This is a genomic window from Ciceribacter thiooxidans (assembly GCF_014126615.1).
GTDB classification, from domain to species: domain Bacteria; phylum Pseudomonadota; class Alphaproteobacteria; order Rhizobiales; family Rhizobiaceae; genus Allorhizobium; species Allorhizobium thiooxidans.
Map to the genome: position 1 here is coordinate 3,347,563 of NZ_CP059896.1, position 13,992 is coordinate 3,361,554.

At 60.8% G+C, this 13,992-nt stretch carries 13 protein-coding genes and 1 pseudogene; 11 read left to right on the forward strand and 3 right to left on the reverse strand.

All coding sequences use genetic code 11. The annotated features are described in order from the left end of the window. Positions 1–1,098, reverse strand: a complete 1,098-nt coding sequence (locus H4I97_RS16605; protein WP_182305715.1) for a microcin C ABC transporter permease YejB — start codon at positions 1,096–1,098, stop codon at positions 1–3. A gap of 161 nt (positions 1,099–1,259) precedes the next feature. Beyond that, entirely contained in the window at positions 1,260–3,089 is a 1,830-nt protein-coding gene (locus H4I97_RS16610; protein ID WP_182307690.1) for an extracellular solute-binding protein, read from the reverse strand. A gap of 209 nt (positions 3,090–3,298) precedes the next feature. Here H4I97_RS16610 and mepA point away from each other — a divergent pair, with 209 nt between their 5' ends. The 6 genes and pseudogenes from mepA to H4I97_RS16640 all read left to right on the forward strand — a co-directional run bounded on the left by mepA (position 3,299) and on the right by H4I97_RS16640 (position 9,301). Next, complete coding sequence (mepA, locus tag H4I97_RS16615) at positions 3,299–4,357, forward strand: penicillin-insensitive murein endopeptidase (protein WP_182305716.1); 1,059 nt, start codon at positions 3,299–3,301, stop codon at positions 4,355–4,357. A gap of 99 nt (positions 4,358–4,456) precedes the next feature. After that, positions 4,457–4,837 (forward strand): methylglyoxal synthase, encoded by a 381-nt coding sequence (locus H4I97_RS16620; protein ID WP_182305717.1) that lies wholly within the window; start codon positions 4,457–4,459, stop codon positions 4,835–4,837. A gap of 34 nt (positions 4,838–4,871) precedes the next feature. Continuing rightward, positions 4,872–5,893, forward strand: a pseudogene (locus tag H4I97_RS16625) (glucokinase). Positions 5,894–6,009: 116 nt separating this feature from the next. Continuing rightward, complete coding sequence (locus H4I97_RS16630) at positions 6,010–7,803, forward strand: ABC transporter ATP-binding protein (RefSeq protein ID WP_182305718.1); 1,794 nt, start codon at positions 6,010–6,012, stop codon at positions 7,801–7,803. Between the two features lie 24 nt (positions 7,804–7,827). After that, positions 7,828–8,640 (forward strand): 4-hydroxy-tetrahydrodipicolinate reductase, encoded by an 813-nt coding sequence (dapB, locus tag H4I97_RS16635; protein WP_182305719.1) that lies wholly within the window; start codon positions 7,828–7,830, stop codon positions 8,638–8,640. Positions 8,641–8,665: 25 nt separating this feature from the next. Then, entirely contained in the window at positions 8,666–9,301 is a 636-nt protein-coding gene (locus tag H4I97_RS16640; RefSeq protein WP_182305720.1) for a 2,3-bisphosphoglycerate-dependent phosphoglycerate mutase, read from the forward strand. A 13-nt stretch (positions 9,302–9,314) separates the two neighbouring features. Here the strand turns inward: H4I97_RS16640 and phnF are convergent, their stop codons facing one another. Further along, positions 9,315–10,052 (reverse strand): phosphonate metabolism transcriptional regulator PhnF, encoded by a 738-nt coding sequence (gene phnF / locus H4I97_RS16645; protein WP_182305721.1) that lies wholly within the window; start codon positions 10,050–10,052, stop codon positions 9,315–9,317. 83 nt (positions 10,053–10,135) lie between these two features. Here phnF and phnG point away from each other — a divergent pair, with 83 nt between their 5' ends. Genes phnG through phnK form a run of 5 tightly spaced genes read left to right on the forward strand, consistent with a single transcriptional unit; the run spans position 10,136 to position 13,987 of the window. Next, positions 10,136–10,609 carry a phosphonate C-P lyase system protein PhnG gene (gene phnG, locus H4I97_RS16650; protein WP_182305722.1) on the forward strand — a complete coding sequence of 158 codons (474 nt, stop codon included), beginning with the start codon at positions 10,136–10,138 and terminating at the stop codon, positions 10,607–10,609. Then, the gene (gene phnH, locus H4I97_RS16655) at positions 10,609–11,217 is read left to right on the forward strand and encodes a phosphonate C-P lyase system protein PhnH (RefSeq protein ID WP_182305723.1); all 609 of its coding nucleotides are present in this window, start codon (positions 10,609–10,611) and stop codon (positions 11,215–11,217) included. The genes phnG and phnH overlap by 1 nt, the downstream gene beginning before the upstream one ends. 3 nt (positions 11,218–11,220) lie before the next feature. Next, positions 11,221–12,327 (forward strand): carbon-phosphorus lyase complex subunit, encoded by a 1,107-nt coding sequence (locus H4I97_RS16660; RefSeq protein ID WP_182305724.1) that lies wholly within the window; start codon positions 11,221–11,223, stop codon positions 12,325–12,327. A 5-nt stretch (positions 12,328–12,332) separates the two neighbouring features. After that, complete coding sequence (locus H4I97_RS16665) at positions 12,333–13,214, forward strand: alpha-D-ribose 1-methylphosphonate 5-phosphate C-P-lyase PhnJ (protein WP_182307691.1); 882 nt, start codon at positions 12,333–12,335, stop codon at positions 13,212–13,214. Continuing rightward, on the forward strand, positions 13,211–13,987 hold the full coding sequence (phnK, locus tag H4I97_RS16670; protein ID WP_182305725.1) for a phosphonate C-P lyase system protein PhnK: 777 nt from the start codon (positions 13,211–13,213) through the stop codon (positions 13,985–13,987). The genes H4I97_RS16665 and phnK overlap by 4 nt, the downstream gene beginning before the upstream one ends. Positions 13,988–13,992: the final 5 nt, after the last annotated feature.

Here is a 13,992-nt window from a genome sequence, read left to right on the forward strand (position 1 = left end):
TCAGACATCCCTCCGCTCGAAATCGATGCGCGGATCGATCCAGGTATAGATCAGGTCCGAGACGAGGCCGACGAAGAGACCCATCAGCGAGAAGATGTAGAGTGTCGCAAAGACGATTGGATAGTCACGATTGACCACCGACAGATAGCCGAGACGACCGAGACCATCGAGCGAGAAGATATTTTCGATCAGCAGCGAGCCCGTAAAGAAGGCCGAGATGAAGGCGCCGGGAATGCCCGCGATGACGATCAGCATGGCGTTGCGGAAGACGTGACCGTAGAGCACCTGGCGCTCGGAAAGCCCCTTGGCGCGCGCCGTGATGACATACTGTTTCTTGATCTCGTCGATGAACGAGTTCTTGGTGAGCAGGGTCGTCGTGGCGAAGGCAGAAAGCGAGAGAGCGATCAGCGGCAGCGTCAGGTGCCAGAAATAGTCGATGATCTTCTCCCACCAGGAGAGTTCGGCGAAATTGTCCGAGACGAGCCCGCGCAGGGGAAACCAGTCGAAGAAGGAGCCGCCGGCGAAAAGCACGATCAGCAGGATACCGAAAAGGAAGCTCGGAACCGCGTAGCCGATGACGATAACCCCGGAGGTCCACACGTCGAAGGGCGTACCATCTTGGACGGCTTTCTTGATGCCGAGCGGAATGGAGATCGCATAGGAAATGAGCAGGATCCAGACGCCGAGAGAAACCGATACCGGCATCTTCTCTATGATCAGGTCGACAACGGAGGTATTGCGGAAGAAACTTTCGCCAAAATCGAAGCGAATATAGTTCCACATCATCTCGACGAAACGGGTCAGCGGAGGCTTGTCGAAGCCGAACTGTTTTTCGAGTTTCGCGATGAGCTCGGGATCGAGTCCCTGGGCGCCGCGATACTTCGAGCTTGTTTCGTCGGCCCCGAACTGCTGCTGTCCGGCGAGATCGCCGCCACCCGTCAGACGCTGGTCGGCGCTGTCGCCCTGGCCGGTCAGTTGCGCGATCACCTGCTCGACAGGGCCGCCGGGCGCAAACTGAATCACCAGGAAGGAAATACCCATGATACCGACGATGGTCGGGATCATTAGAAGCAGGCGCCGCAGGATATAGCCGCTCATGGTATCATTGCTCCGACAGGCCGGATGCTTGTCACGCCAATGTCCGTCTCATGCCCTGCGATCAACTGGTCAGTCCTTTCCCGCCGCGGCCTCGCTCGGCGAACAGCGATTCGCACTATCCATTCCTAGCCCGTCGGGGGAACGGTGCAAGTCCCTGCCCTTCATTGAGCCGCTTCTTTGGCCCACCAGATCTGCGGAAAGCCAATACCATAGGTCGGGAGTGGTTCCGGACGCCCGAACTTGTCCCAATAGGCGATACGCGACGACCGCATTGTGTAGGAGGGCACCGTGTAGCTTCCCGCAAGCAGCAGCCGATCAAGTGCCTTTACCGTGGCAATCAAGGTCTCGCGGTCCTTCACGAACGCGATCTGATCAACGAGCTTGTCAATTGCGGGATTACTGATGCCGGCGTAATTGCGGGAACCGGGCGCATCAACCGATTTTGATCCCCAGTAGTCGCTCTGCTCGTTACCGGGATTAAGACTCTGCGCCCAGCCCAGGTAGATCATGTCGTAGTCGAAGCTGCGAACTCGGTTGGTATACTGCGAGGCATCGACGGTGCGAACCGAAACCTCGACACCGATCTTTTTCAAGTTTTCCGCAAAAGGCAGGGCCACCTTTTCGATCGTCGGTCCGTTAAGCAGGATTTCGAACGAGAGCGGAACACCGGTAGAGGCGAGAATCATGCGCCCGTTGCGCAGTTCGTAACCCGCCTCCTTTAGGAGACCGATCGCCTTGCGCAGATTTTCTCTCAATTTCGCCGGGTCACCGCCGATGGGATTACGGTACTCCGTCGAAAACACTTCGGGTGGCACCTCATCCTTTAGGGATTGCAGAACTTCCAGCTCCTTGCCCTCCGGCAGCCCTTTCGATGCGAGTTCAGAACCGTAGAAATAGCTGTCGATCCGCTGGTACTGGTCGAAGAACACCGTCCGGTTCAGATCCTCGAAATCGAAGGCATAGTTCAGTGCTCTGCGAACGCGAATGTCCTTGAACTTGTCCCGACGCATGTTCGGTATGAAACCTACCAGAATGCCGGAAGTCCTGTATTCGTTGTCCAGCACTTCGCGCTTGACCCGACCGTCGTTGACGGCAGGGAAATCGTAGGACCGCGCCCAGCGCATGGCCGAATTCTCCGACCAGAAGTCTACGTTCCCGGATCGGAAGGCCTCGAATTCGACATCCAGATCGGCGAAGTAGGTGTAGGTCTGGTTTCGAAAGTTGTTGTAGCCGATGTTGACGTTGAGATCCTTGCCCCAATAGTCGTCGCGAAGCTCGTAGCGGATCTTTGCACCGGGCGAAAAGGACGCGATACGGTAAGGGCCCGATCCCATAATCGGCTCGAGCGTAGTCTTGGCTATGTCGCGAGGCTTGCCGTCAGCCCCCTTGGCCTCCCACCAGTGCTTCGGGACGATGTCGAGTTCGCCGATGATGACTGGCAGTTCGCGGTTGTTCTTCTCATCGAAAGTGAAGGTAACTTCGCGTTCGCCCGTTTTTTCCGCCTTCAGCACATGGCGATAATAGTTCGTGTAGAGAGGATTGAGTTCCTTGAACTTGTCGAAGCTGAAAACGACATCTTCGGGGGTAACGGGTGTGCCATCCGCCCATTTCGCCTCGGGCCGCAGACGGAATTTCACGAAGGAATAATCGTCGGGAAAGGCAACCGCCTCAGCGAGAAGCCCGTAGACTGCATCGACTTCGTCCATTGAAGGTTTGAGCAGGGTTTCGGTGACGAGCGAGAGGCGCGGCGTCAGCCCCGCAGCCAACTCTCCCTTGTCGAGCACCGGATTGAAGCTGTCGAACGTCCCCGATGCAGAAAGATTGAGGTTGCCGCCCTTCGGAGCATCGGCGTTGACATAGTCGAAGAGCGGAAAGCCCTCGGGATATTTCGGAGGTTCGATCACTGAAATCGCGTGACGCCACTGAGGCTCCTGGGCCGGCACGCGATGCGGAGCGACAAATAGCGTCGTTGCGAAAGCGAACAATCCCATCCCGACGACAGCCAATCGCATAACCAAATCACCCCTTATTTTTGTCTGAGTTTTGTCAGCATAAGCAAAACAGCGGCAAAAAACAGGCCTCGGACGAATGCGGCCGACGAGGGTGTGCACGGCCACGGATTCACCAAAGTCCAAATCCACGCTATACTTGAAGGCAAATCACCTGCGGCGAGAAGACAGGCTTTCGGCGGAACGAGAACATGAGATTGCAGACGAGAACGAGGTTGATCCGACTAGCCGTAATTGCCGTGACCGTACCGTTTCTGATGCTCGCTGAAAGCGGGAAGGCGAGCGAACAGGTGCCGGCCAAGAAGGTGTTCGGCGGCATCGAGCTTCCGAGCCGGGCAGCACCGGCACCTTACGGATTTTACTCGAAGGGATGCATTTCCGGGGCTGTTGCGCTGCCCACCGACGGCCCCACATGGCAGGCCATGCGGCTCTCGCGAAATCGCCGCTGGGGACACCCGCAGATGATTTCGCTGCTCGAACAGCTCGCGCATGATGCTTCCGAGGTGGGTTGGCCCGGGCTGCTGGTCGGAGACGTCTCGCAGCCGCGTGGTGGCCCCATGATGAACGGCCACGCTTCGCACCAGATCGGGCTCGATGCAGACATCTGGCTCACGCCGATGCCGGACAGGCGACTGAGCGCCGAGGAGCGTGAGGACCTTCCCTTCACCTCGATGTTGCGCAAGGACAAGTTCCTGACCGTCGACTCCCGGCTGTGGACGCCGTCACATGCGCGCCTCATCATGCTGGCGGCGAGTTATCCGCAGGTCGAGCGCGTCTTCGTCAATCCTGCGATCAAGAAGAAACTCTGCGACACCTGGACCGGTGACCGCTCGCTGCTCGGCAAGGTTCGGCCGATCTACGGTCACGACGCGCACTTCCATGTGCGTATCAAGTGTCCAGTCGGGTCGAGCGGATGCAAGTCCCAGGCCGCCCCCCCGCCCGGAGACGGCTGCGACAAGTCCCTCGCATGGTGGTTTACCTCAGAGCCGTGGGCGAAACCAAAGACCGATCCCAAGAAGCCCGCCCCAAAGCCTCGGGAAATCGGCGTCGCCGACCTGCCGAAATCTTGTGTGGCAGTGCTTAACGCGCCTTCGGTGGCAAATGAAAGCGAAGTCACATTGGGCGGCGACGCCACGCCGGTCACCGCCTATGCGGCAGCGCAACCCGCCGCCGCGCCGGCGGCCGCAGACCCGATCGACGTGACTCTGAAGGATATTCCGATTCCATTACCTCGTCCTTCCGACCGCTGACCGCGCGTTCGCGGCCTTTCGGTTGGGCTATCTTTTCAAGGCAACAGTCGTGCTGTAGAAGGCTTTCAAATCGATTTAAATCCGGAGCGGATCGACCCGATGCCCGAGCATCCATGCATAGCCCTGATTGCCCACGACCAGAAAAAGGATGAACTCGCAGAGTTCGCCGGCCGCCATGCGGAAACCCTTGGCCGGTTCCGCATCGTGGCCACGGGCACTACCGGAGGAAGGGTAGCGGAAGCATGTCCGGGCCTGGATATCGTGCGCATGAAAAGCGGCCCCCTCGGCGGCGACCAGCAGATCGGCGCGATGATCGCCACGGGCGAGGTGCAGATGCTTATCTTCTTCGTCGATCCCTTGACCGCCATGCCCCACGACGTGGACGTGAAAGCGCTGATGCGGCTGGCCACCGTCTACGACATCCCCATGGCATTGAATCTCGCGACCGCCGAGATATTGATGACTGCGAAGAAGAACTGACGCAGTGCCCGATTTGGATCGCAGGAGCCGGCCGATGCCGAAGATCACAGAGAACGAGCAGCTTACCTTTCCGATCCTGATAGGCGACATCGGGGGACAAATGCACGCTTTTCGATCCTGATCGACACCTATGCCGAGCCCCGGCAGTTTCCGATCGTCCACACTGCTGCTTTTTCGACGATCGAGGACGCGATCCAGCAGGGCGTGCTCGACAAGACCTCGATCCAGCCGCGCTCTGCGATCCTTGCGATCGCGGGTCCGATCAATGCCGACGAAATTCCGCTGACCAATTGCGACTGGGTCGTGCGTCCGAAGGCGATGATTGAAGAAATGGGGTTCGAGGATGTTCTGATCGTCAACGACTTCGAGGCGCAGGCCCTCGCCGTTGCTTCGCTTTCGGACGAGAATCGCGAACCGATCGGTCCGCTCTCCGAAAGCCCGATCGCCTCTCGTGTGGTGCTGGGTCCCGGCACCGGTCTCGGCGTCGCCGGACTGCTGCATGCGCAGCACACCTGGTTTCCGATCCCCGGCGAAGGCGGACATGTCGACATGGGGCCGCGCAGCGACCGCGATTTCGAGATATTCCCACACCTCGCGCGCATCGAAGGTCGCATTTCCGGTGAGCAGCTTCTCTGTGGTCGCGGAATCGTCAACATCTATGATGCGGTTTGTGCAGCCGACGGCGTAAAACCTCGATGGGCCGACCCGGCCGATGTTTCGACACACGGACTTTCCGGCAGCGACAAACAAGCTGCTGAGACTCTCTCGCTGTTCGTCACCTACCTCGGACGGCTTGCCGGGGATCTCGCTCTCGTGTTCATGGCTCGGGGTGGTGTGTTCCTTGCCGGCGGCATTCCTCAGAAGATTCTGCCTGCACTGAAGCGTCCGGAATTCCGCGCCGCCTTCGAGGACAAGGCACCGCATACAGGGCTGATGCACACCATTCCAACGTTCGTGGTCACTCATCCGCTCGCGGCACTCTCGGGACTCGCGAATTTTGCGCGCACGCCTGCAAATTTCGGCCTCGCGACCGATGGAAGGCGCTGGCGCCGCTGACGGCTGAAAAGGCGGCGTCCGCTTTTTTGTGGCCAAGGGGTTTGCGACTGGTTATAGAGCGCTAGGCCATTGTGTCCGGTCGTCCGGACGCGCAGTTCCACGGGGAATGCCTTTATTTGGAAGCCAGCAAGACACACAAGACGCCCGTCAGTTCGAGCAGCATCACAACTGTTCTGAAGCGGATCATCGCCGAGAACGGGCGCGATCACGTCAAGGGCTATATCTTCGCTGTCCTCTGCCTTGCCGTGGTGGCGCTGACGACCGCCTTCACTGCCTGGATCATGGAAACGGTGGTGAACGAGGCCTTCGCCAACCAGAGAGCGGATATCGTCTGGCTCATCTGCGGTGCCATTCTCGGCGCCTTCATGCTGCGCGGCCTTGCAAGCTACGGTCAGGCGGTCACCCTTTCGAAAATCGGCAACAACATCGTTGCACGTTATCAACGTCGCCTCTTTTCGCATCTGATGACCCTTTCGCTGGGCTTCTTCAGCGAGTCACGCTCGGCCCATCTTGCCGCACAGATCAGCCAGAACATCAACGGTATCCGTGATGTTCTCAATCTCACGGTCACTTCGACCGCGCGCGACCTGCTGACATTGATTGCACTCATCGGCGTCATGTTCGCCAAGGACTGGCTGCTGACATTGATCGTCTTCGTTGTCGCGCCGCCGCTGCTCTATGCCCTGCGTTACCTGTCGAAGCGACTACGTGCGGCAACGCGCGAGTCTATCATCTTCAACAGCCACGTGCTGGGTGCCATGCAGGAGACGATCCAGGGCATCGCGATCGTCAAGGCGTTCACAATGGAAGACGAACTGGACCGCAAGGTCCAGAGCACGATCGCCGCCGCGGAGCGCCGCGCGAACCGTATCGCCAGGCTGAGCGAACGCACGTCGCCGCTGACGGAAACCTTCGCGGGCGTCGCCATCTCCAGCGTAATCGCCTACGCGGCGTTTCGGTCCATCTATGGTGGCGTGCTGCCGGGCGCCTTCTTCTCCTTCATCGCGGCGCTGTTGATGGCCTACGAACCGGCAAAGCGGCTCGCCAAGCTGCAGGTGCAGATGGAACGCGCCGTCGTCAATGCACGGATGATCTACGAAATCCTCGACATGGAAAGCCCGCAACGTGACAGGCGGGACGCAACCGAGCTCAAGGTCGACAGGGCCTGTATCGAATTTCGCGGCGTCAGGTTTGCCTATGGTAACAACGAGCCGGTGCTGAAGGGTATCGACTTCGTCGCTGAGGGCGGCAAGACCACGGCGCTTGTCGGCCCGTCCGGAGCCGGCAAGTCCACGGTGATTACGCTCGTTCCACGGTTCTATGATCCCGCGGAGGGTGAGATCCTGATCGACGGCCAGAATATTGCGTCCGTCACAAAGGCGTCGCTACGCGGACATATCGCCTACGTTTCCCAACAGCCCTATCTCTTTGAAGGGACGATCCGCGACAACATTCGCTATGGTCGTCCTGACGCGACCAATGCCGAGATCGAGGAAGCGGCCCGCCTCGCCTATGCACACGACTTCATCCTCGCTCAGCCTATGGGGTATGACACCCCTGTCGGCGAAAACGGCGTCACACTTTCCGGCGGCCAGCGGCAACGGCTATCGATCGCCCGTGCGCTTGTCCGCAATGCACCGATCCTGTTGCTTGACGAAGCGACCTCCGCACTCGACACGGAGTCGGAAGCCGCCGTTCAGAAGGCTCTGGACGAGGCAATGACCGGACGCACCGTGATCGTCATTGCCCACCGGCTTTCGACTATCATCAAGGCGGACAAGATCATCGTGATGCAGAGCGGGACGATCGCCGAGGAAGGCACCCATCAGTCGCTTGCACAGCGTCCCAACGGCCTCTACGCTCGACTGAACCAGCTGCAGCCAGGCAGCGGCAATAACGAATTCTTCTGAGGTTGGAAGGCCATGAGCGGTGCCATGAAACTCGTCGTCGTCGGAGCCGGTGGCCGCATGGGCCAGACGGTGCTGCGTCTCATCCGGGCGACGGAAGATGCCGTGGTTCACGCCGCGGTCGAACGGTCCGGTTCGCCCTTGATCGGCAGGGATGCGGGAGAACTGGCCGGGCTCGGCTCCATCGGCGTTCCGGTGACCGACGATCCCCTCGCGGCGTTCGTTCACGCCGACGGGGTCATTGATTTCACATCACCTGCGGCAAGCGTGGAATATGCTGGTCTCGCCGCGCAGGCGCGGATCGTCCATGTCATCGGCTCGACCGGCTGCACCGCGGATGACGATGCGAAAATCGCTGCGGCAGCACGCCATGCGCGGGTCGTCAAATCCGGCAATATGAGCCTTGGGGTCAACCTGCTCTCCGTCCTCGTCAAACAGGCCGCCCAGGCGCTTGACGCTGCCGGCTGGGACATCGAGGTGCTGGAAATGCACCACAAGCGCAAGGTGGACGCGCCGTCTGGGACCGCATTGCTCCTCGGGCAAGCCGCCGCCGAAGGGCGCGGCATCGATCTTGCCGACCATTCCGTCCGCGTGCGCGACGGGCATACGGGACCACGCGAGGAGGGCAGCATCGGCTTCGCCACTCTGCGCGGCGGCTCCGTGATTGGCGAGCACTCCGTCCTCTTCGCCGGTGAAGGCGAGACGATTACTCTTTCCCATAGCGCCGGCGATCGCTCGCTCTTTGCGCGCGGTGCGCTCCGGGCTGCACTCTGGGCGCGGGACAAGAAGCCCGGCCTCTATTCCATGCTCGATGTCCTCGGGCTTTCTTCATCCATCTAGATAATTCCTTGCGGAGGATTTTCCCATGAGCGGTACTCTCGTACTGGTCCGTCACGGCCAGAGCGAATGGAATCTCAAGAACCTGTTCACCGGCTGGCGCGATCCGGGCCTGACCGAACTCGGCATCCAGGAGGCTGAAGCCGGCGGCCAAGCTCTCGCCGATTATGGGATGAAGTTCGACGTCGCCTTCACCTCCGCTTTGTCGCGAGCGCAGAAGACCTGTGAGATCATCCTGAACAAGGTTGGGCAATCGAGCCTCGAGACCGTCCGTGACGAGGCCCTGAATGAGCGGGATTACGGTGACCTCTCCGGCCTCAACAAGGATGACGCGCGCGCCAAGTGGGGCGAGGAACAGGTGCATATCTGGCGACGCTCCTATGACGTTCCGCCGCCGGGTGGTGAGAGCCTGCGTGACACCGGTGCCCGCGTCTGGCCTTACTACATGACCGACATCCTGCCGCGTGTCCTGCGCGGCGAGAAGGTTCTGGTCGCCGCGCACGGCAATTCGCTACGCGCGCTCGTCATGGTTCTCGACCGTCTCTCCAAGGAGCAGATCCTCAAGCTCAACCTGGCGACCGGCGTGCCGATGGTCTACAAGCTCAATCCGGACTCGACCGTCGCCAGCAAGGAAGTGCTCGGCGACATGTCCGGCGCCCATTGAGCTTCTGCTGCGATCAACTTGCTATCGTGAACTGGACGCGGTCAGCCGGAAAACGGGTGACCGCGTACTGTATCGGGACTCCCGAAAGATCCGTATTCACGGCCCTCGTTACCAAGAGGATCGCCCCCGGCGTAAGCTCAAGCGCGGCAATGTCGGCGGTTTCCGCGTGGGTCGCGGAGATTTCGGTAACGGAGCGCAGATAGTCGCCCAGGCCCAGCGCCGCAAGTGCTTCCGTGATCGAACCGCTGCGGGCGAAGACTTCGCCGATACCCTTGAAGCGCTCGGCGGGAAACCAGGCGGTCGAGCGCGATACGGCGCGGCCGTCAGCCTTGCGCAATGCCTCCAGCCGGACAACCGGCGTCCCGGCCTCAAGCGCGAGCCAACGAGCAACCTCCGGGTCGGCTGGCTCGATTTCCGACGACAGCAGTAGTCCCTGCAAATCGCGCGCCTGATCGCCGATACCCTCCGTGAATCGCGTCCTGCGCGAGATCGGAAAATTGAAACGTTCTTTGCGGACGATCAGGGTACCGCGTCCCTGCACCGCCTGCACGATGCCCTCCTGGGCCAGCGCCGCAAGGGCGCTGCGCACTGTATGGCGGTTGACGCCGAACTGTCCGGCCAGCACCAGCTCTGGCGGCACCATGCCGCTTTCGTCGAAGTCTCCCCTGGAAATAGCTTCTCGAATTCTGTCGGCAATCTGGCGCCAGAGGGCAACGCCCGCCCGCCTCTCCACTCGTTTCAAATCCGTCATGTCACACGCTTGTCACGCCCATTGGATATTCATACATTCAGTTGTATGGTTGTCTATATTAATAGACATTTTGGAGTCTGACAATGGATGCCAGCAAACAAACTGCAAAGGGCGAGGCGACCGGCGACCGCAAGCATGCGATCGATCTGCTCGGCCGTGCGACCGGCAAGGAGCTGACTGCCGCCTGGGCGGCGCTCGCACCACAACCAAGCGTCCAGGCGCTGCGGGGACCGGAAACCGGGCTCGTTATGGTCCGAGGTCGTATCGGCGGCGGCGGTGCCCCCTTTAATCTCGGTGAAGCGACGGTCAGTCGCGCGACGGTACGGTTGGCAAACGGCATCGTCGGCTTTGGCCAATCGCTCGGCACAGATCGTGAGAAGGCAAGGCTCGCAGCCATCTTCGACGCGCTTTGGCAACAGGCAGATACGCGCGATTTCGTTGAGACGCGCCTGCTGTCGCCGATTGCCGCCCGCATCGCCGCCGATGACGGGCGCAAGACCCAACAGACCGCGGCCACGCGCGTCGATTTCTTCACGATGGTGAGAGGAGAGGACTGATGACTCTCAGGACAGAGGCCTTGACCGGTGGCTACATCGACCCGGTCCACGATGCGCAAAGCACGTTTCGCATGCTCATGGACGGCATGGCCAGACCGGGCACGGTGAAAACCATTGTTCCGCCCATCGAGCCGCCCGCTCCCTTGGGTCCGGCGGCAGGTGCCATCGCGCTTGCGCTCTGCGATAACGACACACTCGTCTGGCTTTCCGCCGGCCTGGCGAAATCGCCGATCGCCGAGTGGATCGGCTTTCATACGGGCGCACCGGTAACGCGCGAGAAATCGGAAGGGCGCTTTGCCTTCATCGAGGCCGGCTCTCCGATCGCCTCGTTTGGCCTCTTTGCGCTCGGCAGCCAGGAATATCCGGACCGGTCGACAACGGTGGTCATCGAGGTCTCCCGTCTGGAAGGGGGAGCACCGCTTATCCTGCGCGGCCCGGGCATCCGCGAAAGCGTGACGATCGCGCCCATCGGACTTCCGGACATCTTCCTCCGGCAGTGGGCCGACAACCGTGCGCTCTTTCCCCGCGGAATCGACGTCGTGCTGACCGCAGGGCGGCAATTTCTCTGCCTGCCGAGAACCTGCAAAATCAGTACCGGGGAGATCTGACGAATGTATGTTGCCGTCAAAGGTGGAGAAACCGCGATCGCCAACGCCCATCGCCTGATGGCAGACCGGCGTCGCGGCGACCGTGACCTACCGCCGGTCACCATCGACCAAATCAGCGAGCAGCTCGGTCTTGCCGTCGATCGTGTCATGGCGGAAGCCTCGCTCTACGACCGGGCGCTTGCCGCCCTCGCCATCAAGCAGTCGCGCGGCGATATGATCGAAGCGATCTTCCTGCTGCGCGCCTACCGCACGACGTTGCCCCGCTACGGTTACTCGGTTGCCATCGACACCGCGGAGATGAAGATCGAGCGGCGCATCTCGGCGACCTACAAGGATCTTCCGGGAGGGCAACTCCTGGGCCCGACGTTCGATTACACGCATCGCCTTCTCGATCCGGATCTGATGGGGGATGAGGCGGTTGAAGAGCCGGCCCTCAAGGACAGCGAGTCCGAGAGAATAATGCGGGTCTCGGAGATCCTGGCAGAAGAAGGGCTGGTCGAGCCCGACGGCGACATGCCCGAGGACCATATGACGGGAGACATTACCCGCGAGCCGATCGATTTTCCGATGCCGCGCGACCTGCGCCTTCAGGCACTTGCCCGCGGCGACGAGGGCTTCCTCCTTGCCCTCGGCTATTCCACCCAGCGCGGTTACGGCCGCACCCACCCCTTCGCCGGCGAAATCCGCATCGGCGAAGTCGAGGTGGAAATGGACGTTCCCGAGCTCGGTTTCGCAGTCTCGCTCGGACGCATCCGGGTGACCGAGTGTCAGATGGTCAACCAGTTCAAGGGATCTGCGAAAGCACCGCCGCAGTTCACACGCGGATATGGCCTCGTGTTCGGCCAGAGCGAACGCAAGGCGATGGCCATGTCGCTCGTCGACCGTGCCTTGCGGGCGGAGGAATTCGGTGAGGACATCGTCGCCCCGGCACAGGATGAGGAATTCGTGATCTCACATTCCGACAACGTGCAGGCAACCGGCTTCGTCGAACACCTGAAGCTGCCGCACTACGTCGACTTCCAGGCCGAACTCGAACTCGTGCGCCGCATGCGGGCAGAATATGAGGCCGGCAGGTCCAATCGTTTCATCGACAAGGAGGCTGCGGAATGAGCGCCGTGCCAGAGCTCGCCCAATACAATTTCGCCTATCTCGACGAACAGACGAAGCGGATGATCCGGCGGGCTATCCTGAAGGCGATCGCGATTCCCGGCTATCAGGTCCCGTTCGCGTCGCGCGAAATGCCGATGCCCTACGGTTGGGGCACCGGCGGTGTGCAGGTTACGGCCTCGATCATCGGAGCGGACGACGTGCTGAAGGTCATCGACCAGGGCGCCGACGACACGACGAACGCGGTGTCGATCCGTGCCTTCTTCCAGAAGGTTGCCAATGTCGCGGTCACCACGCATACGCACGAGGCGACCATCATCCAGACGCGCCACCGCATCCCGGAAAAGCCGCTCAACGAAAACCAGGTGCTCGTCTACCAGGTGCCGATCCCGGAACCCTTGCGCTTCCTCGAACCCCGCGAAACCGAGACCCGCAAGATGCATGCGCTCGAGGAATACGGGCTCATGCACGTGAAACTCTACGAGGACATCGCCAGGAACGGCCATATCGCGACGACCTACGCCTATCCGGTGAAGGTCAACGGCCGCTACGTCATGGATCCCTCCCCGACGCCGAAGTTCGACAATCCGAAGATGCACATGTCGGACGCCCTGCAGCTCTTCGGAGCCGGACGAGAAAAGCGCATCTACGCGGTACCGCCATACACCGAGGTGGTGAGCCTCGACTTCGAGGATCATCCATTCGAGATCCAGAAGTTCCATCAGCCCTGCGCACTCTGCGGCGCCGAAGGCGTCTACCTCGATGAAGTGGTGCTCGATGACAAGGGTGGGCGCATGTTCGTCTGCTCGGACACCGATCACTGCGAGGAACGGCGCGAACAGGGACATGTCGGGCACTTGCTCGCCACTGAAAAGGAGGCAGCGGAATGACCGACACACCGCTTCTGAAAGTCCGCAATGTCTCGAAATTCTACGGCAGCCGGATCGGTTGCAGCAATGTGGCCTTCGACCTCTGGCCCGGAGAAGTACTGGCAATCGTCGGCGAGTCCGGTTCCGGCAAGACCACTCTCCTCAATTGTCTTTCGACACGGCTGATGCCGACCACCGGCACCGTCGAGTACCACACGCGTGACGGAAGCTATCGCGACCTGTATCGCATGAGCGAAGCCGAGCGGCGCTTTCTCATGCGCACGGACTGGGGCTTCGTTCACCAGAACCCGGCAGACGGCCTACGGATGACCGTATCGGCCGGCGCCAATGTCGGCGAGCGGCTGATGGCGATCGGCGATCGGCATTACGGCAAGATACGCGAAACCGCCGGTTCATGGCTGGAACGCGTCGAGATCAGCACAGATCGCATAGACGATCAGCCGCGCGCCTTTTCCGGCGGGATGCGTCAGCGCCTGCAGATCGCCCGCAATCTGGTCACGGCCCCGCGCCTCGTCTTCATGGACGAACCGACGGGTGGCCTCGATGTCTCGGTGCAAGCCCGTCTTCTCGATCTCGTCCGCGGCCTCGTCAACGATCTCGGCCTTTCGGCAATTGTCGTCACGCACGACCTGGCGGTCGCTCGGCTCCTCTCCCACCGAATGATGGTGATGAAGGATGGCATGGTGATCGAGCAGGGCCTCACCGACCGGGTCCTCGACGACCCTCGCGAACCCTACACGCAACTGCTCGTCTCCTCGATCCTGCAAGTCTGAACGGA

What these genes read in the sequence shown, in the direction of transcription:
- H4I97_RS16610 (WP_182307690.1), bottom strand. Translation starts at nt 3,089, where the DNA reads ATGGGATTGTTCGCTTTCGCAACGACGCTATTTGTCGCTCCGCATCGC.
- phnH (WP_182305723.1), top strand. Translation starts at nt 10,609, where the DNA reads ATGACTCTCAGGACAGAGGCCTTGACCGGTGGCTACATCGACCCGGTC.
- dapB (WP_182305719.1), top strand. Translation starts at nt 7,828, where the DNA reads ATGAAACTCGTCGTCGTCGGAGCCGGTGGCCGCATGGGCCAGACGGTG.
- phnK (WP_182305725.1), top strand. Translation starts at nt 13,211, where the DNA reads ATGACCGACACACCGCTTCTGAAAGTCCGCAATGTCTCGAAATTCTAC.
- mepA (WP_182305716.1), top strand. Translation starts at nt 3,299, where the DNA reads ATGAGATTGCAGACGAGAACGAGGTTGATCCGACTAGCCGTAATTGCC.
- phnG (WP_182305722.1), top strand. Translation starts at nt 10,136, where the DNA reads ATGGATGCCAGCAAACAAACTGCAAAGGGCGAGGCGACCGGCGACCGC.
- H4I97_RS16640 (WP_182305720.1), top strand. Translation starts at nt 8,666, where the DNA reads ATGAGCGGTACTCTCGTACTGGTCCGTCACGGCCAGAGCGAATGGAAT.
- H4I97_RS16605 (WP_182305715.1), bottom strand. Translation starts at nt 1,098, where the DNA reads ATGAGCGGCTATATCCTGCGGCGCCTGCTTCTAATGATCCCGACCATC.
- phnF (WP_182305721.1), bottom strand. Translation starts at nt 10,052, where the DNA reads ATGACGGATTTGAAACGAGTGGAGAGGCGGGCGGGCGTTGCCCTCTGG.
- H4I97_RS16620 (WP_182305717.1), top strand. Translation starts at nt 4,457, where the DNA reads ATGCCCGAGCATCCATGCATAGCCCTGATTGCCCACGACCAGAAAAAG.
- H4I97_RS16660 (WP_182305724.1), top strand. Translation starts at nt 11,221, where the DNA reads ATGTATGTTGCCGTCAAAGGTGGAGAAACCGCGATCGCCAACGCCCAT.